Below are 24,818 nucleotides of genomic sequence, written 5' to 3'. Positions count from 1 at the left end.
TACTCCGCCGACGAATACCTCGGATCGATGGCCCCGGCCCCCGACCCGGACCGACGGATCGCGTCGCTCGACGTCGTGCCCGCCGACACGACCTACCTCGTCACCCTCCGCAACGGTGACGACGACCCCCGCGAAGCGGTGCTCGTCCGCACCGACGACGGGGTGTCCGGCTGGCTCAACTACTGCCGACACCTGCTCGACGTGCGCCTCGACAAAGGCTCCGGGGCACCGATGCGCGACGGCGAACTCGTCTGTGCCAACCACGGCGCGTACTTCGAGGCCGACACCGGCTACTGCACCTTCGGTCCCTGCGAGGGCGCCACCCTCGAATCGGTCGACGTATCCGTCGTCGACGGCGACGTATACCTCACCGACGACGACTACGCGTTCGTCGAGACGGGCCCCATCGACGACGGGAACGATGGGCCGTCGCCCACCTCGAACGTCGAATTCTAGCGCTACCAGACGTACACCACGAGCGCCAAAATCCCGCCGAAGAAGGTGAAGAAGGTGCTACCGTCGGCTGTAAGTCGATACGGATATTCGCCACCCAGAGGTGGCGAATATCTTGAAACAGTTACAGCCGACAGTAGAGTCCGCCGACGGCGAGCGCCCAGAACGCCGCCCGGTCGTCGCCCCGTTTCTCGGCGTCGTTGTACACCCAGTAGGCCATAACGAAGGGGATGACGATGAAAAAGAGGCCGATTATCAGTAGCTCCGGACCGCCGGGAAGACCCATCTGGAGGGGGACCATAGCGGAGGCGTCTCGGCGGTGGGTGTTAAATATGGGCGACTGCGGGCGGTCGGTTCGAGCCACGATGGGACATCCGGTTCACACCGACTCGGACATTTTCTCGGCCGTCCGGCTCCTTCGTCGTGACACTCCTCGGTCGTGTGGTCCGCTCGAACATAGCGGGAGGTAGATTTGAACCACGCGAACGGCTCGCTTCGCTCGCCGTTCTCTCGTTCAAATTTACTGAGAGATGTTCGAGCGGACAGCTCCCTCGTCGTGGTACTCCTCGGTCGTGTGGTCCGCTCGAACATAGCGGGAGGTAGATTTGAACTACCGATCTCCGGGTTATGAGCCCGGCGGAATCTCCTGGCTATCCCATCCCGCTACCAGAATCGAATCCGGTCGCGGCATTAAGGGTTGTGATTCGCGTACCGGCTCTCGATTACTGCCGGCTGTACGTCGACCGAGGGGGTCTCACTCGGTGCCGACCCGCCACGTGAACAGCCCCTCGGTGAGGTAGTTCAGCACCATCCCACAGCCGATGCCGATGGCGTTGGCCACCGTCGGCCAGAGGTCCGCGCCGGCGACGACGAGGGTGATGTCGGTCCACGAGGTCAACGCCGTCAGGACGGCGAAGCCGACGAGCAAGCCACCCGCCCGCACCAGATGCGACTTGAGATAGCGCCGGATGCGGGGGAGCCAGCCGGTGGCGCCGGCCTCCGAGAACGTCCAGCGGTCGTTGATCAGGAACATCAGGGTGATCGATACCTCGGCGCCCGCGGCCTTGGCCAACTGTGGGAGGACGCCGTAGCCGGCGGTCAGGATGGCGACGACGACGGTTTCGGCCGTCGCACCGACGGCGCCGACGGAGATGAACTGGCCGAAGCGAATCCCGGAGTACAGTTCCTCCAGTTTGCCCAGGCCGCCGCTCATCGGTGCTCCCGCTCGACGAGGGCGGATGTCGATTCCCGCGGGCGGTCGAGCAGCGAGTGAAGCCGGTCGTCCCGGATGAGCTTCGCCCGGTGTCTGGAGACGACCAGCCCACGCGCGAGCCGAAAGGTCGTTCGCACGGGTGACACCGTGGATTCGGGTCGATCCTCCCAGACGACGGGCACCTCGACGATCCGACAGCCGACCGCGTCCGCGACGGCGAGGAGTTCGATGTCCCACGCGAAGCCGGGTTCGTGGAGGTGGGGGCGAGTCAACTCCCACGCCTCGGCCGTCAGCGCCTTCGCCCCACACTGGTAGTCGTAGAGATGTACGTCGAGGAGGCGCCGGGCCAGCCACGCGAAGCCGTCGCCGAGGTGGCGGCGGGCGACCGTCTGGTGGGACTCGACGGTCGCGTCGGGATGGCGACGCGACCCGGCGGCGAGGTCGGCCTCGCCGGCGACGACCGGCCGAACCACGTCCGCGATGGAGGGCGCGGGCGTACTGCCGTCGGCGTCGGCGAAGGCCAACACGTCGACCTCGGCCGACAGCGCCTCGAACCCGGCGGTGATCGCCGCCCCCTTGCCCCGACGGCTCGACGCTTCGTTGAGCGTGACGGGGAGGTCGGCGATTCGGTCGCGGACCGACGCCTCGCTGCCCGTGGAGCGTGGCTTCACGCTGTCGTCGGCCTCCGGCCGACTGTCACCGGACTGTGTCCGGTTGCCCGAGGGACTGCGTCCCTCGCTGTCGAGTTCGACGCGGATCTCCTCGGGGTCGAGGACGGTCCGGAGGGCACGGACGTACGCCCCGAGGCGGTCGACGTCCGGGCGGTACGCGGGGATCACGACCCCCACGGAACGACTCATGTGCGCTACTTTCCCCACCGCAATAAAAAACCGTCCGACTTCGGATCACAAACGGTTTACCGACGCTGGGCGCCAATCCGGTAGATGGAGTACGGCCTCGTCGTCCGGTGGCTCGTCGCCTACGCCGCCCTCGCCGCCCTCGGGCGCCCCGTCGCCGCCCGGTTGCTCGCGACCCTCCCCGGCCGCGGCGTCGGCTTCGCGCTCCCCGTCGCCCTCGCCGTCGTCGGCACCGTCGCTTACTGGGTCGGCCACCTCGCGTTCGGGCCCCTCGCCCTCGTCGCCGGCCTCCTCGTCCTCGTCGTCCTGTCCCTCGCCGCCGGCCTGGATCCAGACGCCCTCCGCGAGCGCCGCCTCGAACTCGCGTCCGGCGTCCGCCCGACACGCCGGAACGCCGAGGCGGCCGTCGTCTTCCTCGTCGCTTTCTCCGTTCTCGTCGCCGTCCGTGCCGTCGACCCGGCGGTCTACCCCCTCGGCGGCGAGAAGTTCCTCGATTTCGGCCTCCTGAAGTCCCTGGAGCGGGCGCCGACCCTCCCGCCCGAGGATATGTGGTTCGCGGGCGAGCCCGTCGCCTACTACTACGGCGGCCACCTCCTGACGGCGCTGCTCGGCGACCTCACCGCGACGCCGCCGCGCTTTGCCTACAACCTCTCGCTCGCGGGCTTCTACGCGATGCTCGTCACGGCCGCCTACGGCCTGGCGGGCGCTATCGCCCGTGACCGCGCCGATTCCTGGCGCCCCGCCGGCCTCGCCGCCGCCTTCTTCGTCGGCGTCGCGAGCAACCTCGTCACCGCCAGCCGCCTCGTCGTCGACGCCCTCCCCCCGTCGCTCCAGCGCGCCGTCGCCGGCGCCATCGCCGCCCGCTCGCGCTACACCGTCGAGGACGTTCTCGGCGGTATCGACGCCTTCTCGTACTGGACCGCCAGCCGCGTCGTTCCCGGGACGATCAACGAGTTCCCCCTCTTCGCCTGGCTGAACGGCGACCTCCACGCGCATATGATGGGGACGCCCTTTCTCCTGCTCGGCGCCGCCCTCGCCTTCGCCTGCTACCGGACGCCGCCGCGTGATCTGTGGCGGCGCCGCGCCCTCGCGTTCGTCGCCGTCCCCCTGCTCGCCGGTTTACAGACCGTCGTCGACACGTGGAGCATGCCCTCCCTGTTTGGCCTCCTGTTTCTCGGCGTCGCGCTCGGGCCGGCGGACCCGTGGCCGATCCTCTCCCGTCGCCTCGCTGCGCGGAGAGGCGCGCGCGAGGACGGTCCCGTCCTCGACGAACTCGGTCACCTCGTCGGCGCCCTCGCCGTCGCGGGCGCCGCGGGCGTCCTCGGCGGCCTCCTCGCGCTCCCCTTCCTGCTCGGTGCCGGCGGCGGGCGCGAGGTGGCGCTTCTCGCCGCGGCCGAGCGGACGAGCCTCTCCGGCCTCCTGCTCGTTCACGGCGCCTTCCTCGTCGTCTTCTACGCCTACCTGCTGGATCGGCTGTCGATCGATCGCGTTTTCCCCTTGCTCCTCGGCGTTGCTGCCCTCGGCCTCCTCGCCGCGACGGCGAACCTCGCCGCCGCCGTCGCCGTCGGCCCCCTTCTCGCCCTCGGGTGGGCCGCCCACCGAACGAACCGGCCCGTAGGGTTCGAGACGGTCCTGATCGTCGCCGGCGCCGGGCTGGTCGGCCTCGTCGAACTCGTCTACGTGAAAGAGCAGGCCGGGCCGCTGCGGATGAACACCGTGTTCAAGACGTACATGCAGGTGTGGGTGCTGTGGGGGACGGCCGCGGGCGTCGCCCTCCCGGCCTTCGTCCGGTGGGCGGGCGGCGAACTCCCCACACCGGGCACCCGTTCGCGGTGGCTCCGGATCGGCCTCGCCGCCGCCGTCGTTCTCGCGACGGTGCCCTACGCGGGGCTGGCGCTCTCGTCGCATTTCGCCGCCACTCCGGAACTGACGCTCGACGCCACCCGGTTCGTCGAGCGCAAGCATCCCGACGAGGCGCCGGCCATCGCCTACGTCGACGAGTTGGAGGGACAGCCGACGCTCCTCTCCGCACCGGCGACGGGGCGGTATCCGGGTCCGGGTGGCGACGCCCCCGCACCGCCCGGGATGTATAGCTGGGACTCCAGCCCGGCCGCGAGTTTGACCGGCGTGCCGACCGTGGCCGGCTGGCATCACGAAGTCGGCTACCGGGGTGTCGAGCCGTATCTCACACGGGTGCGGGACGTGGACGCCGCCTACACCGGCCCGCCGGAGCGAACCGTCGCGGTGCTCGAACGCTACGGCGTCGAGTACGTGTGGGTCGGCCCGGCCGAGCGCGCCCGCTACGGGTCGGTGACGTTCGCGGGCGTCGAGGGACTCACGCCCGTGTTCCAGAACGAGGCGGTGACGATCTATCGGGTCGACCGGTTGGAGTTGGGCGTCGCGTGAGCGACGCGTGACGGTTGGTCGTCGCGTAACTACTGTCGGCCGCGCGGGGCGATCACGTCGAGCGCGTCGGCGTCGACCGAGTCCACACCGAGCCAGTGGGGCACGTACTGGCGTTTCTCGAAGGCCTCTCGCTCGTCGGGCGTGCCGATAGTACACCAGAGCTGTACCTCGTCGGGGCCGTGGTAGTCGCCCTGGCGCTGGATCGAGAAACAGACCTGCTCCTCGCCGTCGTAGTCGATGACGGCGTCCTTCCGGATGCCGGGGTCCCCCCTGACGATGAGCTGTTGCATGGGGCGACGTTCGGTCAGTCCGGGCTTAATCGCTTCGATGGCCACCGACCGGGTTTTCTCTCCCGATCACCTACGCCGACTATGCTCCCGCCGATAGCGGACCGATTCGTCGCCGGCGAATCCATCGACGGTGCCGTTGCCCACGTCCGCAGCCTCGACGACGCGGGGATCGCCGCCATCGTCAACCACCTCGGCGAACATCACGACGACCCCGCGGACGCCCGCGCGGACGCCGAGGAGTATCTCCGTCTCCTCGAACGACTCCCCGCGACCGTGCCGCCGGCGGCGACGCCTACCGCGACCTGCTTCGCCGACTGTTCGCCGAGACGACCGTCGGTATCGCCGTCGCCACCCACGACGACGCGATGATCGACCGCGCGCTCGACTTGGGCGCTCGGTACGACCGCGACTACGAGTTCCAGATGCTGATGGGCGTCCGCGAGGACCGCCAGCGCGAACTCGCGGCGACCGAGACGGTCTACCAGTACGTCCCGTACGGCTCCGCGTGGGCGTCGTACTTCTACCGCCGGGTCAGGGAACGCCGCGAGAACCTCGGGTTCGCGCTGCGGGCCATCGTCGACAGTGCCGCCGGCCGGTAGTGCCGTGGACGTACGTCGGCCTTTCCGGGAGAGAACCCCCGAGATCGGCCACGAACCGGGCCGAACACGTAATTTATCCGACTACTCCGCGTAGCTCCACGGGTATGACACACAGCACCGAACCGTTCGAAGGGTACGTCGACGGCGAGTGGGTCGAGGATGAGGGGGAGCCGTTCGAGAGCACGAACCCGGCCACCGGCGGGACCGTCGCGACGTTCACGAGGGCGTCGCCGGCCGACGTGGCGCGGGCGGTCGGCGCGGCGAGCGACGCGGCCGACGAGTGGCGCCGGCGGTCCTACGTCGACCGCGCCGACGTGCTGTGGGACGTGTACGCCGAACTTCGCGAGCGCAAGGCCGAACTCGGCGAAATCGTCAGCCGCGAATGTGGCAAGGAGATCAGCGAGGGGTTGGCCGACATCGAGGAGGCGGCGCACATGGTGGAGTGGGCGGCGGGCAACGCCCGCCACCCCCACGGCGACGTGGTGCCGAGCGAAATCGCGAGCAAGGACGCGTATATGCGGCGCCGCCCCCGCGGTGTCGTCGGCTGTATCACGCCCTGGAACTTCCCTGTCGCCATCCCCTTCTGGCATATGGCGGTGACGCTGGTCGAGGGCAACACCGTCGTCTGGAAGCCCGCGGAGCAGACGCCGTACTGTGGCCGGATCGTCGCCGAGATGTTCGACGACGCGAGCGTCCCGCCCGGCGTGTTCAATCTGGTGCAGGGACCCGGCGAGGTGGGCGCGGCCATCGTCGACGACGACCGGGTGGACACGGTTCTGTTCACCGGCTCGGCCGCGGTGGGCCACGCCATCGACGAGCGGCTGGGCGGGCGCCCCGGCCGCGACTGTTCGCTGGAGATGGGGGGCAAGAACGCCCTCGTCGTGACCGAGGCGGCCGATCTCGACATCGCGGTGCCGTCGGCCGTCCTCTCGGCGTTCAAGACGACCGGGCAGCGCTGTGTCTCCGCCGAGCGCCTGATCGTCCACGAGGACGTTTACGACGACTTCCGTGCCCGCTTCGTCGACGCCGCGGAGCGAATCGCGGTGGGTGGCCCCCTCGACGAGACGACGTTCATGGGGCCGCTGATCGACGCCGACGCGGTCGCGAAGTTCCGCGAGTACAACGACCGCGCCCGCGAGGCGGGCGCGACGGTGCTCGTCGACCGCGCGGAACTCGCCCCCGACGAGATTCCCGCGGGCCACGAGGCCGGCCACTGGGTCGGCCCCTTCGTCTACGAGATGGCCTTCGACCCCGAAAGTCGCGTCCTCCGGGAGGAGGTGTTCGGGCCGCACGTCGCCCTGGTTCCCTATCGCGGGTCCGTCGAGCGGGCGGTCGAAATCAACGACGCCGTCGACTACGGGCTGGCGGGGGCCATCGTCAGCGAGGACTACCGACAGCTCAACTACTACCGCGACGAGGCGGACGTGGGGCTGGCCTATGCCAACTTGCCCTGTATCGGCGCCGAGGTCCAACTCCCGTTCGGTGGCGTCGGCAAGTCCGGGAAAGGCTCGCCGTCGGCCCGCGAGGTGATCGAGGCGGTCACGGAGCGGACGGCGTGGACGCTGAACAACGGGCGCGACATCGAGATGGCCCAGGGGCTGTCGGCGGAACTGCGGTTCGAGGAGTGAGACGGGCGGGTCACACCACTGCGTCGTCGCCCCGACGCTATCAATAGATAAAAAAAGCTCGCTCGTCTACGAACCCGTATGGATGTCAAATACGACCTCGCAAGCTACGTCCGCGTGCTCAAGATGGCCAGCACGCCGTCGTGGAACGAGTTCTCGCAGGTTTCCAAAGTCGCGGGTGCCGGTGTCTTTCTCGTGGGTCTGCTCGGCTTCATCATCTTCGCCATCATGACCTTCCTCCCCGGAGGCGCGTAGATGGGTATCTTCGCCGTCAAGACCACGGCCAGCCAGGAACGGACCGTCGCGGACATGATCGCCAGCCGGGAGGAAGACGAGGTACACGCCGTCCTCGCGCCCGACTCGCTCACGAGTTACGTGATGGTCGAGGCCGACAACAGCGCCGTCCTCGAACGCGTGATGGACGAAATCCCCCACGCTCGCTCCATCGTCCCCGGCACCTCCTCGCTCACGGAGGTCGAACATTTCCTCTCGCCGACGCCGGACGTGGAGGGTATCGCCGAGGGTGACATCGTCGAACTCATCGCCGGACCGTTCAAAGGCGAGAAGGCACGCGTCCAGCGTATCGACGAAGGCAAAGACCAGGTGACGGTCGAACTGTACGAGGCGACCGTTCCCATCCCGGTCACGGTTCGGGGCGACCAGATCCGCGTCCTCGACTCCGACGAGCGGTAGCTCCCCGCCGCCGTCACCTCGTTTTCCCGACATTCGGGGCCGAAATAGCAATCACTAACTGCGGGGTCGATGCAGACCCTGCCGTGACGACGGCCGGACCGACCCGCGTGGATATGCACGTCAAGGCTCTCGACGAACGGGTCGTCTCGCGGGCGAAGGCCCGCGGTATCGACGTGCTCGTGTACGCGCCCCACTTCACTCGCCTGCCGGACATCCGAACCCGCGCCGCTCGCTTTTCGGACGACGACCTCCTCGTCGTGCCCGCACGCGAGGTGTTCACCGGCCCCTGGTACGACCGCCGACACCTCCTCGCCGTTGGCCTCACCGATCCCGTTCCCGACTTCATCACCTTCCGTGGGGCGCTCGACGAGTTCGACCGGCAGGACGCGGCCGTCCTCGTCCCGCATCCCGAGATGCTAAACGTGAGTTGCGACCGCGAGGACGTGGCCGCGAACGCCGACCACGTCGACGCCGTCGAGACGTACAACGCCAAATGTCTCCCCCATCAGAACCGGCGCGGCCGAGCGGTCGCCCGCGCGACCGGACTCCCGGGATTCGGGTCGTCCTACGCGCACCTCCGGCGGACGGTCGGCGAGGCGTGGACGGTTTTCGACGACCCCGTCGACTCCGTGACCGACCTCGTCGACGCGCTCCGGTCCGGCGCCTCGCGGCGAGTGGTCCGCCGGAGCGGCCTCGGCCACCACACCCAGGGGCTCGTCGAGTTCGCCCACCTCGGCTACGAGAACTCGTGGGGGAAACTCGACCGCCTCTTCCTCTCGGGCACCGAGCCGACTCACCCGAGCAACGTGGCCTACCGGGGCCGGTTCGACGACGTGACGACGTACTAAGCGACCAGCGCGTACCGCAAGAGTACGACGGCGAATGGCAGGCCGAGAAGCGCCAGATACCCGGTCACGAGCGTCGCGTCGGCACTCGCCGGCAGAACGAGCCACGCGACCGGACCGGCGAGGAGAAAGCCGAGGCCGAGCGTCGCCGCCACGGCGCGTTCGGCGTCGCTGGCCGCTCCCAATGTGTCCGTCTCGCCCTCGGTCGTGGCTGCCCGGCCGAGCACCGCCGACACGTCGCTATCGACACGGCGTGGTACCACGATAATCCGGGGTACTCCGCTGGCGACGCTTCCGCGAGCGAAGTCGAGCCAGTACACCGACACCGGTCCGAGCGGGAGCCGCCACGTACCGCCGAGACCGTCGAGCGACGCCGTCCGCGAGCCGTACGTGAGCGTCCCCGCCGCGGGGTCGAGTCGCCCCTGCGTCCGGCAGGCGGCCGCGACGAGCCACAGCCCGACCGCACCCACGAGGAGGGCAACGACGGCCAGGGGCCGCCACTGGAAGGTGGCCGCGAGGACGAGCGCCCAGGCGCCGCCGGCGAGAAGCAGGGGTCGGCGCCGGAGCGAGTCGGCGGTCGGCGTCTCAGTCGCGCGGATGCCGAGAAGCGCCCGCCCGGTCAGTGGGAGTACCGCGAGGACGAGGAGGATCGCGACCAGACGGTCCTACGCCCCCTCGCGGAGCGAGCGCCGGACGAGGAGCAGGACGCCCGCACCGAACAGGAACCCGACGCCGACGGCGGCCCCGGCGGCGACGTGACGGAGGGCAACGGGGCCGTCGTCGTCCCACTCGATCGGCGGTCGGTCGGACACGCTATCCGAGTAGCATGGCGCTCATCGCCCCGGACACGTCGCCGAGCGGCATCACGTAGACGTTGACGACGCCGAGGACGACGAGTTCGAGGACGGTCACCACTACCGTCACCGGGTTGGCGTACTTGCTGCTGGTCGTGACGCCGGTCGGGAGCCCCCACTCCTGGCTGGTGAGCGGGTAGAAGAAGGCGATTCCGCGCCGACTCCCCACCACGTCGAGGAGGTAGTGTGTCGCGACGCCGATCCAGACGAACTGGAGGTTGCCGAAGAAGACGGGGTAGGCGGCGACGACACCGAGCACGAACACGTTGTGCAGGGTCTTGCGGTGTTTGCCGAACGCGGTGTCCACGTCGGGAAAGAGCGCCCCGAGGACGACCGGGACCGAGAGCCTGGCTACCATTTCGACGGTTTCGAGCGCGGTGGACGCCGTGAACGCCGTCGGCCACACCAGCACGATGCCGAGCCCCACGCTCAACAGCGCCGCGTTGATCACGTGTCCTTCTTTGTTCATCCGTCGGGGAATTTGCTCTCACCCCTGAAAAGTGTCGGCGGTCGTCGAACGAAAGACGGATTTGATCGCCGTCCGCAGGGCAGGCATGGACTACGATACGCCACTTTTCTTTCACGTCATGCAGTACGCGGCCGCGGCCGACCGCGACGTGATCGACTTGGTGAGCGGCGGGCCGGACTGGGAGCCGCCGACCGCGCTCCGCGAGGGGCTTCGGGACTACGCCGACGGCGACCCCGCCGAGTTCCAGTATCCGCCGAGCGACGGCCTGCGCGCCCTGCGCGAGGAAATCGCTGCCCGCCGCGGCGTCGATATCGACCGCGTCGTGATCACGAACGGCGCGGGCGAGGCGAACTACCTCGCGATGGCGGCGGCGCTCGAACGCGACGCCGGAGACGAGATACTGCTGACCGATCCGGTCTACCCCTACTACCCCGGCAAGGCGCGGATGCTCGGCGCCGACCCGCGCCTCGTCCCCGTCGCCGACGACGGCGGCCTCGACGTCGAGGCGATGGCCGACGCGGCGAGCACCGACACCGCGGCCATCCTGATCAACTCGCCCAACAACCCCACCGGCGCGGTGTACGACGCCGACACGGTCGGTGCGATGGTCGACCTGGCCGAGGAACACGACGCGCTGCTCGTCTCGGACGAGGTGTACGACCACTACGACTACGCCGGGCGGTTCGAGAGCGCGCTCGCCTTCGACTCCGACCGCGCCGTCGTCACCAACTCCTTCTCGAAGTCGATGGCGGTGACGGGGCTTCGCGTCGGCTACGCGCTCTTTCCCCCGCAGTTGGTCGAGGCGGCGAAGACCAGACACATGCTCGTCAACGTCACCGGCGCCCGCCCCTCGCAGGCCGCGGTCCTCCGCGCGCTTCGGGAGACCGGTCCGGAGTATTACGAGGCGTCGCGTGACCTCCTCCGTGAGCGCATCGACGCCTTCACCGACGCCCTCGACGCGGCGGGCGCGGAGTACATCCACCCCGACGGGGCCTTCTACGTCTTCGCACGTTTCGACGGTTTTCCCGGCACCTTGGCGAACGTCGAACGCCTCGTCGACGAGGCCGGCGTCGCCTGCATGCCCGGCGACACTTTCGGTAGCTACGACGAGTGGGTCCGGTTCGCGCTCGTCACGCCGCGTGCCGAGGAGGCCGCCCGGCGGCTGGCCGAATACGATTTCTAGCAGACGACGATGCCAGCGCGGTAGTAGCGACCCTCGTAGGCCACGACATCGATGTCGTGCCACGCGTCGTCGAAGTCCTCGACGGCGCTACCGTTTCGCGCCCGGTCGAACGTCGCCTGCTGGTCGGCGGTGAGGTTCTCGTAGGCGATCGCCGATCCGGTGTCGGCCGGTTCCGACTCGAGTTCGTAGACGGTCAGGGCGGGCGGACAGTCCGTGTTCGGGGCGGGTGTCGCTGTCGGCGTCGTCGTCGCGGGTGCCGCGGGACCCGTGCCGAGACAGCCCGTGCCGACGGCGAGCAACGCTACGGTGAGGGCGATGCGTATGGACCGGCTGGTAGAGGGCGGTTCGAACACGCCGGCGACTACAGCCTCGGCCGGACAGTGTTTTGTCCGTATCGACGGGTACAGGTGTCCGGACCGTCTCGGGCTCCGTATGAGCGAAATCGACGTCGAACCGGTCGAAGAAGTCGACGACGCGGACGCGACCGCCCACGACCGCGGCCCCGCCGAAGTCGACGTGGAGGCGACGGCCGACCTGCCCCAGGGTGTCGACGCCCCCGAGTACGTCCTCTACGGCGGGAAAGGCGGCGTGGGCAAGACGACGATGGCGGCGGCGACGGCGCTTTCCTCCGCCGCCGACGGCACCGCGACGCTGGTCGTCTCGACGGACCCCGCCCACTCCCTGTCGGACACGCTCGATACGGACATCCCGCCGCGGCCGACGCGCATCCGCGACGAGGTTCCGCTGTGGGCCGCCGAAATCGACCCCGAGGCGGCGATGGAGGAGGGGTTGTTCGGACAGGGTGGAATCGGCGTCGACGGCGGCGAGGACGGAGCGACTCCCGGTGCCGGCGACGGCGCCCCACTCGGCGGCCTCGGCGAACTCGGCGAGATGTTGGGCGACGACGCCGTCGACCCGCTGATGGGCGGCTCGATGCCCGGCGCGGACGAGGCGGCGGCCATGCGGCAGTTGCTCGAGTATCTCGACGACCCCCGATTCGAGCGGGTTATCGTCGACACGGCGCCGACGGGCCACACCCTCCGACTGCTCGAACTCCCCGAGATGCTCGACTCGATGGTCGGGCGCCTGCTCTCCATGCGCGAGAAGTTCTCGGGGATGATGGAGGGCTTCAAAGGGATGTTCGGCGTGGGCGGCGGCGACGACGCCGAGGCGCCGGACCTCGACGAACTCCGGGATCGGATCGAGCGCCTGCGGGCCGTTCTGCAGGACCCGTCCCGTACCGACTTCCGGGTCGTCATGGTGCCCGAGGAGATGAGCGTCGTCGAGTCCGAGCGACTCGTTGCCCGCCTCGACGAGTTCTCTATCCCCGTAAACACCGTCGTCGTCAACCGCGTGATGGAGAACCTGGCGGACGTGGCCGACGTGGACCCCGCGTGGGTCGTCTCGCCGAACCTGGAGGACTGCGAGTTCTGCCAGCGTCGGTGGGACGTTCAACAGCGGGCGCTCCGCCGTGCGACCGACCTGTTCCGGGGCCACGACGTGAAACGGGTGCCGCTGCTGGCCGACGAAGTCCGTGGCGAACGGGCGTTGCGCGTCGTCGCGGCGTGTCTGGCGTAGTTTGCGGCGGTCGCGGTCGCAGAACCCTTGTCGTTCGAGCGGTAACACGACGGCCACGACGGATCGCTCTCGCCGTTCTCCCCGTCGGCGGTCCCCGACGTTCCGGGGAACGGCCGCACGTGGGGTGCGCTCGTCCTGTCCGCGCTGTTGTTGCTCGGCGCCGTGTACGCGGCTCTCTCGGTACTTTTCGCGATTTGAGATCGTTAGCGTAGCCTGTCCAGCAGCCCGAACGCCCGATCACGCAGACGGTCGGGGACGAATCGTCCGAGGACGCTCACCCGCGCGAGCATCCCGACGGGCACGCGGCTGGCGGGTTTGGTCGAACTCGCGGCATTCAGTACGTCCTCGGCGACGCGTTCGGGGGCCACGGCGCCCGGGCCGCCGCCGCCGATGGCCTGCGTGTCCTCGAACACCTCGTAGAAGGAGTCATAGGCTCCCGAGCGTTCGACGCCCTCGATTTCGTCTTCCGCGCGGTCGGTGAACGCGGTGTCGACGGGGCCGGGTTCGATCAGGACGGCGTCGATGCCGTACTCGTCGACTTCGGCGCGCAGGGCGTCGGTCATGGCTTCGAGGGCGAACTTCGAGCCACAGTAGACGCCGCCGCCGGGGAAGGAGAGGCGGCCGGCGACACTGGAGACGTTGACGATGGTTCCCTCGCGACGCCGGCGCATGTGCGGGAGGACGGCGCGGGTGAGCCGGTGGGGGCCGTAGACGTTCACGTCGAACTGCCGGTGGACGGCGTCGACGGGCACGTCCTCGATGGGTCCGAACTGCGCGTAGCCGGCGTTGTTGACGAGGCAGTCGATCCGCCCCTGCTCCTCGACGATCCGGTCGACGACCCGCTCTACGTCGTCGTCCTCGGTCACGTCGAGTGTCGCGAGAGTACAGCCCCGGTCGCCGAGCGTCTCCACGTCGGCGGGATTGCGGGCCGTGGCGTACACCTCCCACTCCTCGTCGAGGAAGGCCTCGGCGGTCGCGTGCCCGATGCCGGACGAACAGCCCGTGATGAGGACGGTCTTCGGTTGCACACCGCGTCCCTCGGCCCGCCGCCAGTTAATCGTTCCCGACTGCGAACGGGCTCTCGCCCTCGGTCCACGCCCAGCCGGGCAGCCGGGTCTGGAAGCCGGCCGCGAGGGCCGCATCGAGGTCGTCCGCCCCCGCGACGCCGTCGGTGTGGGTCGTCACGTCCGCGACGTGGAAGGTCGCCTGCGCGAGCAGCGAGAAGGGCTGGCCGCCCGCGATGGCGGCGGCGAGTTCCCGGCCCAGCACCTCGTCGACGACGAAGCCGGGGTAGTCCCCGTCCACGTCGAGGTCACGGAGGAGGGCGACGTAGCCGGCGACGTTGACCGCGCGGTCACCGTCGCCGAAGACGACGGCCACCTCGTCGCAGTAGGTCGATTCGGTCACCGAGCCGACCTCGACGCCGAAGCAGTCGGCCAGTCGGTCGCGGGTCTCGTTGATCAGCGGGACGACCGTCGGCGCGCGGTCGCGCACCCACTCGTATTCGGCCGTCACCGTCGCCGGGGTGAGTTCCATACGGCCCGTCCGGGGGCCAACGTCTTCGATTTTGCGAAGGCTTTTATAATGCTGGCCTGATAGGGTGACTCAAGCGGGTTTTCGCTGCCTCTTCCCGCAGTCGAGCACCTCTACAGGCCCGTTCACCGATGCTCCCCCACGGCACGACCGCCACCGACGACCGCCGTTACTCGGCAGTCGTCGCGGGTGTGCCGTCCGTGCCGGGGCGTCGACCGAGGGCGGCCGAACGGAGGGCTCTCCACCGGTACATATGAGCTCCGTAGACAAGCAACTCGAGGACCTGAAAGCAGAGATCGAAGACGAACTTCCACCGGGCATCTCCGTTTCCGACGTGAAATACGAAGGGCCGGAACTGGTCGTGTACACGCGCGATCCGAAGGAGTTCGCCAGCAACGGCGACCTGATCCGCAAGCTGGCGAGCAAGCTCCGCAAACGGATCACGGTCCGTCCCGACCCCGACGTACTGATGGCCGTCTCCGAGGCCCGCGAGACGATTCGCGAGGTGATCCCTGACGAGGCGGGCGTCACCGACCTCGATTTCCACATCGACACCGGCGAGGTCGTCATCGAAGCCGAGAAACCGGGGATGGTCATCGGCCGCCACGGCTCGACGCTCCGCGAGATCACGAAGGCCATCGGCTGGACGCCCGAGGTGGTGCGCACGCCGCCCATCGAATCCTCGACCGTTTCGAACGTCCGCAACTTCCTGAAACAGGAGCGCGAGGAGCGCCGCGACATCCTCGAACGCGTCGGCCGGCAGATCCACCGCGAGGAGATGGCCAACGACCAGTGGGTGCGTATCACCACCCTCGGCTGCTGTCGCGAGGTCGGCCGCGCGAGCTTCATCCTCTCGACTGCCGAGACGCGCGTCCTCGTCGACTGCGGCGACAAACCGGGCGCCGAAGGCGAGGTACCCTACCTTCAGGTGCCCGAGGCGGCGCCGCTGAACTCCATCGACGCCGTCGTTCTCACCCACGCCCACCTCGACCACTCCGCGCTCATCCCCCTCCTGTTCAAATACGGCTACGACGGTCCTATCTACTGTACGGAGCCCACCCGGGATCTGATGGGTCTGCTGACCCTCGACTACCTCGACGTGGCCGCCAAGGAGGGCCGCACGCCCCCCTACGAGAGCGGGATGGTTCGCGAAGCGATCAAACACACCGTCCCGCTCGAGTACGGCGACGTGACCGACATCGCGCCGGACGTAAAGCTCACCTTCCACAACGCGGGCCACATCCTCGGCTCCGCCGTCTCCCACTTCCACATCGGCGACGGCCTCTACAACGTCGCCTTCTCGGGTGACATCCACTACGAGGACACCCGCCTGTTCAACGGCGCCGTCAACGACTTCCCGCGGGTCGAGACGTTGGTTCTGGAGTCGACCTACGGCGGGCGCAACGACTACCAGACCGACCAGGAGGACTCCGAGCGAAACCTGCTGGAGATCATCAACGACACCCACGAGAAAGGGGGGAAAGTCGTCATCCCCGCCTTCGCAGTCGGGCGATCCCAGGAGATCATGCTCGTCCTCGAGGAGGCGATGCGCTCCGGGAAGATTCCACGGATGCCCGTCCACCTCGACGGCATGATCTGGGAGGCGACGGCCATCCACACCACCTATCCCGAATATCTGCGTGACGACCTCCGGGACCGCATCTTCCACGAGGACGAGAACCCCTTCCTCGCCGAGGAGTTCAACCACATCGACGCGGGCGAGGACGAACGCCAGGAGGTCACGGACGGCGACCCGGCGATCATCCTCTCTACCTCGGGGATGGTCACGGGCGGGCCGATCATGTCCTGGCTCCGCCACCTCGGTCCCGATCCGGATTCGACGCTCGTGTTCGTCGGCTACCAGGCCCAGGGGACCCTCGGCCGGCGGATTCAGAACGGCTGGGACGAGATTCCGATGAACGACCGCGGCAACGGTCGCGGCCGCGGCAACACCCTCTCGCTGAAGATGGACGTCGAAACCGTCGACGGCTTCTCCGGCCACGCCGACCGACAGGGACTGGAGAACTTCGTCAAGACGATGAATCCCCGTCCCGAGAAGGTGCTCTGTGTCCACGGCGACGAGCGCTCCGTTCAGGACCTCTCCTCCGCGCTCTATCACGACTACAATATGCGGACGTTCGCGCCGAAGAACCTCGAAACGTTCCGGTTCAAGTAGGCGCCGTCGCTCCGGTGTCGCGGCTCCCGTTCCCGTTGCGAAAAGACCATGACCGTCCAAACCGTTCTTCGGTTATGACATCGGACGAGACACCCCTTGCCGTCTTTCTTCCAGCGTTCACGCGACTTCGGGCAGTCGCGTCGGCCGGCAGGGCGTGGAGGCGGATGTGAGTGAGTGAGTTACCGACCGACGAGCCGGTTTCGATGAGTTACGATTCCGAGTCGAAGACGCATCTGGCGGAGTTCGACAGTGACGCCATCGCGCCGAGCATGGCCGTCGTCGAAGCGATGGCGAGCGTCCACGACACCGCCCCCACGGCGCTCGAACCGCTCGTCGAGACGATTGACCCGGCGGCCATCGACCGCCTGGTAAAAGGCAACGACGGGAGCGACGACCGCGTCCTCGAGTTCCACTATCTCGAATCCGTGGTAACCGTTCACGGCCGGGGCGTCGTCGAGATTCGGCCGGCCGACGGGGACGGAGACGGCTGACGGGGCGGCCGCGCAACGTTCGCACGGGTTACTGTACGCCGGTACCGGCAGTTCGTCGAAACGAGTCGGTGAACGCTTACCGCAGTTCGTCTCTGTCGGCGGCGTCCGCCGGGTCGACGACGACGGCCGACGCCGGATCGACGCCCACCCGGTCACACAGGTCGGCCAGCGGGCACGCCTCCGGCCCGTCGAGACACGCCGGCGTGCGCGCCGAGCAGTACTCCCGACCGAACTGGATCATCGCGGTGTGACCGAAGCCACACTTCTCGGTCGGCACCGCGCTCTCCAGTGCCTCGCGCACCCCCTCGTGGTCGGCGTCTGGCGGTGCCACTCCGAGTCGACGGGCGATGCGGTGGACGTGGGTGTCGACGGGGAAGACGCCGCCACGGCCACCCGAAAAGAGGAGGACGCAGTCGGCGGTCTTCGGGCCGACGCCGTGGATGTCGAGGAGACGGTCGCGCACGGCGTCGGGGTCGCCCTCGCGGACGAAGTCGTCGAACGCGTCGGCGCCGCCGAAGTCGGCGACGATTTCCGCGGCGGCGTCGACGATCACCCGTGATTTCTGGTTGTACAGTCCCGCGGAGGCGATGGTGTCGGCGAGCGTCTCGCGGTCGGCGGCCGCGAGCGTCGCCGCCAGATCCGTGCCGTCGTCGTAGCGGTCGAGCAAGGCGTCGAACGCCGGCTGGCTGGCGGTGTCGCTCGTGTTCTGGCTCAGGATCGTCCGCACGAGACAGGGAAAGGCGTCCCGCCCGCCGTACGCCTTCTGCCAGTACATATCGCCGAGGGCGTCGACGACGGCTTCGGCTCGCGTCTCCGGGGCGCCGGCCGCGAACTCCGCCTCGACGCCGCCGCCGTCCGCCCCGCCGCTGACGTTCTCCGCGGGTTCCTCGGACATGGACGAGCGTGAGGGCGTGATCGGCAAAAGCGCGGCGTCCGTGTCGTTCGTCACTCGACGGTCAGCGTCAGCGTGACCTCCCCGCCGTCGGCGAGGGCAGCGACGAGGTCACGGTCCAGATCGGCCGCGGCCGCGTCGGCGCCGACGGCGACGGTACGGTCGTCGACGTACGTGCTCGTCCGGACGACGGCGCTTCGCCCGCTCTCGAAGGTGAGGTCGGGATGGCCGCGAGCGCGAACGCGCTGGGTCGTCTCCCCGTCGTCGAGTGCGAGCGTCAGCGTGATCGTCGCTCCGGGGTCGCGACAGGCGGCCACGAAGTCGTCGTCGAAGTCGGCGGGAGCACGGTCGGCGTCGATACCGACGATGCAGTCGCCCGCGGGAGTCAGCCAGTCGTCGGTCGTCACTTCGAAGGTGCTCTCGTGGGTCGCGGCGACGTGTTCGTGGCCGCGCGCTCGGATGGCCTCTCGCATGGGCGCCACTCCCCGAGCGCCCCGGATAGGGGTGCCGGTTCGCCGTGGCGACTCCACCGACCGCTCAGGGCCGGACGACCGTCACCGTCACTGCCCCACAGGAACACTCGTAGGCGCGTCTCTCGCCCGCCTCGGTCCGAAGCGCCAGCATGAGGGCGTCGTCGTCGAGCGGTCGGTCGCACCCGGCCGCCTCGCATCTGGTGGTGAGGTTTTCGAGCATGACGCACCATAGTAGACGGACCGACATGAACCCGAGCCACCCCCGGAGTGAAACTGAAAGTGGAGCGGTGACCTCCTCCCCGTCGTAAACGGCGGGGCTTCCCACAAGCCGAGGCTCGCTGAGTTGGAAACGTACGTTTGCACACCGACGGGGTGCTGGCGGGGCCACGCCGCCGTTACTCCTATCCGGCAGTGGGGTCGTGGTTCTGCCCTGCTGACTCGGCGTTATTTTGGGTGTTTTGCGTCGGTCAGCATCCAGTACGGCCACCGAACACCTAAACGTATCGTGCGGCGATTCACGCCTGCCCTGAAGCGCGGGATTCTCTCGCCTAACGAAGATAGCCACCCGGCTGCTCGCCGTTCTTTTATATACTTGGTGCAGAAGGTGTGACTCCTTCACACGGCCGTTTCGAGGGTCCTTGAGAGCGTTTCGCAGGGGTTCGCCCACCGAAGTGTTTATATATGTGTCTACTGTACTCGATAGTACCAACGCGCCTTCGGCGCTTGGCGGCATCGCACGCAGAATGATCGGGAATTCTTATACACGGCCGGTCGCAACACGAGGAGCCGCCAGTATCGCCGGAGCGGTGGTATCGAGGTTTCAACAATGGTAACAACAGAAGAAGTACTCGACGAATTCGACGTCTCTGCGCTCGAAGCGGAGAACAACGTCGACCTCACGGACGAACAGCTCGAAAACGACTCGAAGGGACAGCTCATCAAACTCGCCGGTCAGCTCCGTGACCGACGAAACGAGCTCAACCAGATGGCGTCGGAGCGCGCCTCCAAGCGCGACGACCTGAACGCGGAGACGCGCGAGAAGGTCGACGAGGCCCAGGAACACCGCGAAGAGCGCGACGAGCTCAACGAGCAGGTTCAGGACCACAAGGAGAGCCGTAACGAGCTCAACGCGAAGGCCAACGAGCTCTTCGACGAGGTCGAGGAGATGAAACAGGACCTCGAACTCGGCGACGGCAAGGATCTCGAGGAGCTCGAAGAGGAGATCGAGCAGCTCGAGTTCCGCCAGCAGACCGAGGTCCTCTCCGCCGAGGACGAGCGCGAACTCATCGAGAAAATCGAGGACAAGCGCGAGGAGTACCAGAACCGCAAGGAGAAACTCGACGACGCGAGCGAACTCGAAGAACTCGTCGAGGAGGCCGAGGAGGTCCGTTCCGAGGCGTCCCAGCACCACCAGAAGGTGACGGAGCTCGCCGACAAGGCCCAGGAACACCACAACCGGATGATCGAGGCCTACCGCGAGGCCGACGAGATCCGTGACAAGGCCGACGAGATGCACGAACTCTTCGTAGAGGCACAGGAAGCCGCCGACCGCCACCACGAGGACTTCGTCCGCGTCCAGAAGCGCCTGCGCGAACTCGACAAGGAAGAGGAACAGGAACAACAGGACGAGCGCCAGGCCGAGCGCGAGGCCGCCAAGGAGGAGGCCGAGGAGATCTACCAGAAGTTCAAGGAAGGCGAAACCCTCGACACCGAGGACCTGATGAAGCTGCAGAAGACCGGCCTGCTGTAGTTCGACCCTATCGACGCACGTGTTTTTATGCCGATCCGTCCCCCAGCGACGCGTATGGTGATCGAACGTGAACGGTGACGACGATCTCGCCCGACTCGGCGTCGTCGTCGGTGGTGGACTTCTCGCGGCCGTCCTCGGTATCGTCGTCTTCGTGGTCGTACCGGGGTCGCTCGTGGATCTGCTCGGCCTCCTGTTGACTATCGGCGTCGTGCTCCTCGGTACCCGCGCGGCCGGCGATTTCGCCGACTCGGCGTTCCCGGATTACAACGTCGCGGAGGTGGCCGTCGAGGGACCGATCACCCGCGACGGCTCGACACCGGGACCGATCCCCGGCGGCGCGCTCGGCGCCACCGCCGACGACGTGGTCGAAGGGATCGAACGGGCCGACGAGGACGACGCCGTCGACGCCCTTCTGGTGAAACTCGACACACCGGGCGGCCAGGTGGTCCCCAGCGACGACATCCGTCGGGCCGCGGCCGACTTCGACGGGCCGACCGTCGCCTACGCCACCGACGTGTGCGCGAGCGGCGGCTACTGGATCGCGAGCGGGTGTGACGAGCTCTGGGCGCGGCGCGGGAGCATCGTCGGCAGCATCGGCGTCATCGGTTCGCGGGTGAACCTCGCCGACCTGGCCGAGGACCTCGGCGTCTCCTACGAGCGCTTCGCCGCCGGCAAGTACAAGGACGCAGGGATGCCGCTGAAGGAACTCTCCGAGGACGAACGCGAGTATCTGCAGGGGATCATCGACGGCTTCTACGACGACTTCGTCGAACGGGTGGCCGAGGGTCGCGACATGGAGCCCGAGGCCGTCCGCGAGACGGAAGCGCGGGTCTACCTCGGCGACGACGCGCACGAACTCGGCCTGGTCGATTCGATCGGCACTCGCGACGACGTCGAAGACCGCGTCGAGGGGCTGCTCGATACCGAGGTGTCGGTCCGCGAGTTCGAATCGAAGAAGGGACTCGCTGCCCGCCTCCGTGGCGGCGCGACGGCCGTCGCCTACGCCGCCGGTGCGGGCGTCGCGAGCGTCCTCGTCGACGACGAGCAGGACTTCCGCCTCCGGCTCTGAGACGGGTCGGGCACTGACGGACACCGACCTGTCCGAGCCGCGCCCGGCGGGGAATATTTATTCCCGTAGATAGTTTCCACGAGCGTGACCACGTTGGTGCTGTGTGTCGACCGGGCCGACGACGTCGGCCGGACCGTCGGCGTGTCGATGCCGGTCGACGGGTGGGACGCCGTGCGATCGCTGGTAACCGAGGTGGGGCTGGCCGATCCGGAGGACTCGACGGTCAACTGCTTGCTCGAAGCCCTCCGTGTCACCCGTGACCTCCGGGGCGACGGCGAGGACGCCATCGTCGCCGTCGTCTCCGGCTCCGGCGACTCCCCCGTCGGCGCCGACCGCTCGGTCGCGGCCCAGGTCGACGACCTGCTCGACCGCTACGCCCCCGACTCGGCGATCATCGTCACCGACAGCGCCGACGACGAGCGGCTGGTGCCGATCATCGAGAGTCGTCTACCGGTCGACTCCGTCGACCGCGTGGTCGTCCGACAGGCCCGCGACATCGAGTCGACGTACTACCTCCTCAAGCAGTTCCTCGCCGACGAGGAACTCCGCTCGACCGTTCTCGTTCCCGTCGGCGTCGGACTGCTCTTGCTTCCCGTCTTACTCGTGCGGTTCTCGCTCGGCATGGCGCTCGCCGGCCTCGCCTCGCTGCTCGGCGCCGCGGTGCTGTACAAGGGACTCGCGATCGACGCCTACCTGGCGCGCCTGCCCGACCAGATCAGGGACGCCCTCTACTCCGGACAGGTGTCGGTCGTCACCTACGCCGTCGCGGGCGGCCTCGCACTCGTCGGGCTCTTTCTCGGTGGCCTCGCCGTTTCGCCCGTGACCGACGGTGTCGTCCTCGTCCCAGTCATGCAGTTTTTCTACAGTAGCATCCCGTGGCTGGCGCTGGCGGCGCTCACCGCGAGCGCCGGTCGCCTGCTCGACGAACTCATCGACGCGGACCGCATCCCCCGCCCCTACCTGAACCTCCCTTTCGGCGTCGTCGCGCTTGGCCTCGTCGTCCGCGGGTTCGCCGGCTACTTCCTCGAACGCGAGGGCGTCCTCCAGCATCTCCAACTGCTCGGGGTCACCGTCCAGCCTACGGAACGCCTCGCGCTGTTCGTCGTGACGGCCATCGTGGTCTCGCTGGTCGGGGTTCGGGTGACGGCGAAAGTCGCCCACGACCATCCGGGCGAGGAAGAGGCAGACGCCGAGTCGGTCGACCGCTCGTAGTTACCAGGGCGCGAAGTCCGGATCGATCTGCCGTTCCGTCCGGCCGATGCTATCGATGGTCGATACGTCCTCGTCGTCGAGTTCCAGCGTTCGCGACGCCCAGTTGTCGCGGATGTGTGTCTCGCTCGTCGCCTTCGGAATCGCCGTGACGCCCTTCTCGCGGAGCCACGCGAGCGACACCTGTGCCTCGCTGACGCCGTGTTTGTCGGCCACGGCGTTGATCTCGGGGATGTCGAACACCTCGCCGCGGGCCAGCGGCGAGTACGCCACCACGTCGACGCCGTGATCGGCACAGTGTGCGCGGAGTTCGTCCTGCGGGAGGAGCGGGTGACACTCGATCTGGTTGGCGAAGATGGGGGCGTCGGCCGTCTCGACCGCCTCGGTCACCTGCCCGGGTTCGAAGTTGCTGACGCCGATCCGCTCGATCAGCCCCTCGTCGTACAGGTCGTCGAAGGCGGCGAGGGTGTCTTCGGCGTCGTATTCGCCTGCCGGCCAGTGGATATACAGCAGGTCGAGGTAGTCGACGCCGAGTTTCGACAGACTCTCCTCGGTGGAGGCGACGACGTCGTCGCCCCCGAGTTGGTCGATCCAGACTTTCGTCGCGAGGAAGACGTCCTCGCGTGGGACGGCGGCGCGCGCGAGGCCCTCGCCGACCGCCGTCTCGTTGTCGTAGGCCTGTGCGGTGTCGACGTGGCGATAGCCCATCTCGATGGCCGTCGCCACCGCGTTCGCACACTCTTCGGGGTCGGTGTTTTGCCACGTGCCGATACCGAGGGTCGGTATCTCGCTGATCGGGGATGTCACGTACCGATACAGGGCCGAGACGGCGAAAGGCGTTGTGGAACGGAACGACGTTACGACGACCGCTCGCCCAGGCGCTCCCTCGCGAACTTCGCGAGAAGCCCCACGTCACGGACGTGGAGGAGCCGCATCATCGCCCGGACGTTGCCCGCGTTGACCTTCGCTAGGGTGTCGCCGTCGGCGCCGCGCAGGTCCTCCATCAGCGTATCGTAGCGCTCGTTGGGCGTGAGATAGAGCAGTTCCGTCATCAGCAGGCGCTCGCGCATCCGGGGCGCCACCTCGCTGTGCCAGAGTTTGCTGTAGACCGACATCGCCTCCGCGGAGGTGTCGGGGTCCGCTTCGGTGAAACAGCGGTCGGCCGTGATGGCGGCCATCCGCCCCGATTTCATCCCCTTATGGATACCCTCTCCCCACAGGGGGTCGATGGTGGGAACCGTGTCGCCGACGGCCATGAACCCGTCCGTACACAGTTTGCCGGGCATCTGGATGTGGGCCGAGCCGCGGTGTTGCTGTTTGTCGGTGATGCGCTCGGCGTCGGCAAAGCGCGGGTCCTCGTCGAGCCACTGGTGCAGATAGTCGTCGATGCTCGCCCCGTCCCGGCCGTACTGCTCGTGGCTCTCGTTTTGAATGTAACAGAGGCCGACCTTCGCGGTGTCGCCGCCGGTGTGGAAGATCCACGAGTAGCCGCCGGGGGCGTACGTGTGGTCCAGTCGGAGCATCATCGTGTTCGTGAGGTCGGCGTACTCGGGGTGGTCCATCTCTACCCCCTCCATCTCCCACTCGACGCCGATTGCCTGGTGGTCGCGTTGCAGGTCGCTCACGCCGAGTTCCTTCGCCAGCGGCGCCGCCGGCCCCGTCGCGTCGACGACGATGTCGGCGTACACCTCTTCGTCGCCCGCGTAGCGGACGCCGGAGATGGTTCCGTCCGCCATGATCGGCGCGTTGGCGCGGGCGTCGAAGCGGTAGGTCGCCCCCTGCTCGCGACCCTCACGGACCAGCCAGCGTTTGAATTCGGCGAACTCGAGGACCGCACCGGGCTGGTGCTGGACGTAGTGGTCGTTCGGCGACTCCAGCACCACGTCGTCGGTGTAGTTCATCACCACCTCGTCCGGCACCCCGAACGAAGCCATCATAGATGGGAACGTGCCGGCGGTGGATTTGTTGCTCTGGCGGGGGAAGTCGGCCTCGGCCTCGGCCTCGAGGACGACCACGTCGTACCCCCGTTGAGCGAGGTCGCGGGCACACTGGGCCCCGGCGGGCCCCGCGCCGGCGACGATCACGTCGAAACGGTCGGGCATATTCTTCCCTACCGTGTGACCGTAATCAGTCTTTCCGAACGGCGACGGGAACAGACTC

The 24,818-nt window shown here is 68.0% G+C and carries 28 protein-coding genes, 1 tRNA gene and 1 pseudogene; 14 read left to right on the top strand and 16 right to left on the bottom strand.

Annotated features, from left to right (window positions below):
• Window positions 1-27 precede the first annotated feature (27 nt).
• Window positions 28-456, top strand: a complete 429-nt coding sequence (locus tag HALNA_RS13815) for a Rieske (2Fe-2S) protein (protein ID WP_049936923.1) — start codon at window positions 28-30, stop codon at window positions 454-456.
• Window positions 457-577: 121 nt separating this feature from the next.
• On the opposite strand, the gene HALNA_RS20125 is transcribed toward HALNA_RS13815, so the two are convergent.
• The 4 genes from HALNA_RS20125 to HALNA_RS13800 all read right to left on the bottom strand — a co-directional run bounded on the left by HALNA_RS20125 (window position 578) and on the right by HALNA_RS13800 (window position 2,526).
• Window positions 578-754, bottom strand: a complete 177-nt coding sequence (locus tag HALNA_RS20125; protein WP_157573550.1) for a hypothetical protein — start codon at window positions 752-754, stop codon at window positions 578-580.
• Window positions 755-1,043: 289 nt separating this feature from the next.
• A tRNA-Met gene (locus tag HALNA_RS13810) sits at window positions 1,044-1,118 on the bottom strand.
• Window positions 1,119-1,207: 89 nt separating this feature from the next.
• On the bottom strand, window positions 1,208-1,666 hold the full coding sequence (locus tag HALNA_RS13805) for a GtrA family protein (protein ID WP_049936922.1): 459 nt from the start codon (window positions 1,664-1,666) through the stop codon (window positions 1,208-1,210).
• Window positions 1,663-2,526, bottom strand: a complete 864-nt coding sequence (locus HALNA_RS13800; protein ID WP_049936921.1) for a glycosyltransferase — start codon at window positions 2,524-2,526, stop codon at window positions 1,663-1,665. Before HALNA_RS13800 ends, HALNA_RS13805 begins: the two co-directional genes overlap by 4 nt.
• Window positions 2,527-2,610: 84 nt before the next feature.
• Here HALNA_RS13800 and HALNA_RS13795 point away from each other — a divergent pair, with 84 nt between their 5' ends.
• The gene (locus HALNA_RS13795; protein ID WP_049936920.1) at window positions 2,611-4,929 is read left to right on the top strand and encodes a DUF2298 domain-containing protein; all 2,319 of its coding nucleotides are present in this window, start codon (window positions 2,611-2,613) and stop codon (window positions 4,927-4,929) included.
• Between the two features lie 29 nt (window positions 4,930-4,958).
• Here HALNA_RS13795 and HALNA_RS13790 read toward each other — a convergent pair whose 3' ends face one another.
• Entirely contained in the window at window positions 4,959-5,219 is a 261-nt protein-coding gene (locus HALNA_RS13790) for an HAH_0734 family protein (protein WP_049936919.1), read from the bottom strand.
• Window positions 5,220-5,300: 81 nt separating this feature from the next.
• Between HALNA_RS13790 and HALNA_RS19445 the strand changes: the two are divergent.
• The 5 genes and pseudogenes from HALNA_RS19445 (at window position 5,301) to HALNA_RS13760 (ending at window position 8,984) form a co-directional block, all read left to right on the top strand.
• Window positions 5,301-5,818: pseudogene (locus tag HALNA_RS19445) on the top strand (proline dehydrogenase family protein).
• A gap of 104 nt (window positions 5,819-5,922) precedes the next feature.
• Window positions 5,923-7,446, top strand: a complete 1,524-nt coding sequence (locus HALNA_RS13775; RefSeq protein ID WP_049936916.1) for an aldehyde dehydrogenase family protein — start codon at window positions 5,923-5,925, stop codon at window positions 7,444-7,446.
• A gap of 78 nt (window positions 7,447-7,524) precedes the next feature.
• Window positions 7,525-7,698 (top strand): protein translocase SEC61 complex subunit gamma, encoded by a 174-nt coding sequence (locus HALNA_RS13770; protein WP_049936915.1) that lies wholly within the window; start codon window positions 7,525-7,527, stop codon window positions 7,696-7,698.
• The gene (locus HALNA_RS13765) at window positions 7,699-8,136 is read left to right on the top strand and encodes a transcription elongation factor Spt5 (protein WP_049936914.1); all 438 of its coding nucleotides are present in this window, start codon (window positions 7,699-7,701) and stop codon (window positions 8,134-8,136) included.
• 113 nt (window positions 8,137-8,249) lie between these two features.
• On the top strand, window positions 8,250-8,984 hold the full coding sequence (locus tag HALNA_RS13760) for a PHP-associated domain-containing protein (RefSeq protein ID WP_049936913.1): 735 nt from the start codon (window positions 8,250-8,252) through the stop codon (window positions 8,982-8,984).
• Here the strand turns inward: HALNA_RS13760 and HALNA_RS13755 are convergent.
• The 3 genes from HALNA_RS13755 to HALNA_RS13750 all read right to left on the bottom strand — a co-directional run bounded on the left by HALNA_RS13755 (window position 8,981) and on the right by HALNA_RS13750 (window position 10,304).
• Window positions 8,981-9,451 carry a hypothetical protein gene (locus HALNA_RS13755; protein ID WP_049936912.1) on the bottom strand — a complete coding sequence of 157 codons (471 nt, stop codon included), beginning with the start codon at window positions 9,449-9,451 and terminating at the stop codon, window positions 8,981-8,983. The genes HALNA_RS13760 and HALNA_RS13755 overlap by 4 nt on opposite strands.
• Window positions 9,452-9,646: 195 nt before the next feature.
• Window positions 9,647-9,793, bottom strand: coding sequence for a hypothetical protein (locus tag HALNA_RS20120; protein ID WP_157573549.1), 147 nt, complete (start codon window positions 9,791-9,793; stop codon window positions 9,647-9,649).
• A 1-nt stretch (window position 9,794) separates the two neighbouring features.
• A complete protein-coding gene (locus tag HALNA_RS13750; RefSeq protein WP_049936911.1) occupies window positions 9,795-10,304 on the bottom strand; it encodes a metal-dependent hydrolase in 510 nt (169 codons plus the stop codon).
• Between the two features lie 85 nt (window positions 10,305-10,389).
• Between HALNA_RS13750 and HALNA_RS13745 the strand changes: the two genes are divergently transcribed.
• Window positions 10,390-11,487 carry a pyridoxal phosphate-dependent aminotransferase gene (locus tag HALNA_RS13745; protein WP_049938079.1) on the top strand — a complete coding sequence of 366 codons (1,098 nt, stop codon included), beginning with the start codon at window positions 10,390-10,392 and terminating at the stop codon, window positions 11,485-11,487.
• Here the strand turns inward: HALNA_RS13745 and HALNA_RS13740 are convergent.
• On the bottom strand, window positions 11,484-11,840 hold the full coding sequence (locus HALNA_RS13740; protein ID WP_049936910.1) for a hypothetical protein: 357 nt from the start codon (window positions 11,838-11,840) through the stop codon (window positions 11,484-11,486). The two genes, HALNA_RS13745 and HALNA_RS13740, sit on opposite strands and share 4 nt — an antisense overlap.
• A 79-nt stretch (window positions 11,841-11,919) precedes the next feature.
• Between HALNA_RS13740 and HALNA_RS13735 the strand changes: the two genes are divergently transcribed.
• A complete protein-coding gene (locus tag HALNA_RS13735; RefSeq protein WP_049936909.1) occupies window positions 11,920-13,065 on the top strand; it encodes an ArsA family ATPase in 1,146 nt (381 codons plus the stop codon).
• A gap of 203 nt (window positions 13,066-13,268) precedes the next feature.
• Here HALNA_RS13735 and HALNA_RS13730 read toward each other — a convergent pair whose 3' ends face one another.
• Both HALNA_RS13730 and HALNA_RS13725 read right to left on the bottom strand, forming a co-directional pair.
• Window positions 13,269-14,093 carry an SDR family oxidoreductase gene (locus tag HALNA_RS13730; protein ID WP_049936908.1) on the bottom strand — a complete coding sequence of 275 codons (825 nt, stop codon included), beginning with the start codon at window positions 14,091-14,093 and terminating at the stop codon, window positions 13,269-13,271.
• Between the two features lie 25 nt (window positions 14,094-14,118).
• Window positions 14,119-14,601 (bottom strand): hypothetical protein, encoded by a 483-nt coding sequence (locus HALNA_RS13725; protein WP_049936907.1) that lies wholly within the window; start codon window positions 14,599-14,601, stop codon window positions 14,119-14,121.
• 250 nt (window positions 14,602-14,851) lie between these two features.
• Here HALNA_RS13725 and HALNA_RS13720 point away from each other — a divergent pair, with 250 nt between their 5' ends.
• Entirely contained in the window at window positions 14,852-16,774 is a 1,923-nt protein-coding gene (locus HALNA_RS13720; RefSeq protein WP_049936906.1) for a beta-CASP ribonuclease aCPSF1, read from the top strand.
• Between the two features lie 203 nt (window positions 16,775-16,977).
• Window positions 16,978-17,265: a HalOD1 output domain-containing protein gene (locus HALNA_RS13715; RefSeq protein ID WP_157573548.1), complete on the top strand. Its 288-nt coding sequence runs from the start codon at window positions 16,978-16,980 to the stop codon at window positions 17,263-17,265.
• A gap of 76 nt (window positions 17,266-17,341) precedes the next feature.
• Here the strand turns inward: HALNA_RS13715 and HALNA_RS13710 are convergent, their stop codons facing one another.
• The 3 genes from HALNA_RS13710 to HALNA_RS20655 all read right to left on the bottom strand — a co-directional run bounded on the left by HALNA_RS13710 (window position 17,342) and on the right by HALNA_RS20655 (window position 18,850).
• A complete protein-coding gene (locus tag HALNA_RS13710; RefSeq protein ID WP_049936904.1) occupies window positions 17,342-18,160 on the bottom strand; it encodes an endonuclease III domain-containing protein in 819 nt (272 codons plus the stop codon).
• Window positions 18,161-18,210: 50 nt separating this feature from the next.
• Window positions 18,211-18,630, bottom strand: a complete 420-nt coding sequence (locus HALNA_RS13705; protein WP_049936903.1) for a DUF371 domain-containing protein — start codon at window positions 18,628-18,630, stop codon at window positions 18,211-18,213.
• A 64-nt stretch (window positions 18,631-18,694) separates the two neighbouring features.
• Window positions 18,695-18,850 carry a hypothetical protein gene (locus HALNA_RS20655; protein WP_169719047.1) on the bottom strand — a complete coding sequence of 52 codons (156 nt, stop codon included), beginning with the start codon at window positions 18,848-18,850 and terminating at the stop codon, window positions 18,695-18,697.
• A gap of 606 nt (window positions 18,851-19,456) precedes the next feature.
• On the opposite strand from HALNA_RS20655, the gene HALNA_RS13700 reads away from it, so the two are divergent.
• From HALNA_RS13700 to HALNA_RS13690, 3 genes are all read left to right on the top strand, one after another.
• Window positions 19,457-20,380, top strand: a complete 924-nt coding sequence (locus HALNA_RS13700; RefSeq protein ID WP_049936902.1) for a coiled-coil protein — start codon at window positions 19,457-19,459, stop codon at window positions 20,378-20,380.
• Window positions 20,381-20,447: 67 nt separating this feature from the next.
• Window positions 20,448-21,449 carry a signal peptide peptidase SppA gene (gene sppA, locus HALNA_RS13695; protein WP_049936901.1) on the top strand — a complete coding sequence of 334 codons (1,002 nt, stop codon included), beginning with the start codon at window positions 20,448-20,450 and terminating at the stop codon, window positions 21,447-21,449.
• Window positions 21,450-21,533: 84 nt separating this feature from the next.
• Window positions 21,534-22,661 (top strand): DUF373 family protein, encoded by a 1,128-nt coding sequence (locus HALNA_RS13690; protein WP_049936900.1) that lies wholly within the window; start codon window positions 21,534-21,536, stop codon window positions 22,659-22,661.
• Here the strand turns inward: HALNA_RS13690 and HALNA_RS13685 are convergent, their stop codons facing one another.
• Together HALNA_RS13685 and HALNA_RS13680 are read right to left on the bottom strand one after the other, a co-directional pair.
• Window positions 22,662-23,444: an aldo/keto reductase gene (locus HALNA_RS13685; RefSeq protein WP_049938078.1), complete on the bottom strand. Its 783-nt coding sequence runs from the start codon at window positions 23,442-23,444 to the stop codon at window positions 22,662-22,664. It abuts the gene before it with no gap.
• Window positions 23,445-23,515: 71 nt separating this feature from the next.
• The gene (locus tag HALNA_RS13680; protein WP_049936898.1) at window positions 23,516-24,760 is read right to left on the bottom strand and encodes a digeranylgeranylglycerophospholipid reductase; all 1,245 of its coding nucleotides are present in this window, start codon (window positions 24,758-24,760) and stop codon (window positions 23,516-23,518) included.
• Window positions 24,761-24,818 lie beyond the last annotated feature (58 nt).

The organism is Haloplanus natans DSM 17983 (genome assembly GCF_000427685.1).
GTDB classification, from domain to species: domain Archaea; phylum Halobacteriota; class Halobacteria; order Halobacteriales; family Haloferacaceae; genus Haloplanus; species Haloplanus natans.
The sequence above is the reverse complement of the archived record's forward strand: the minus strand, read 5'-3'. Positions and strand labels throughout refer to the sequence as shown.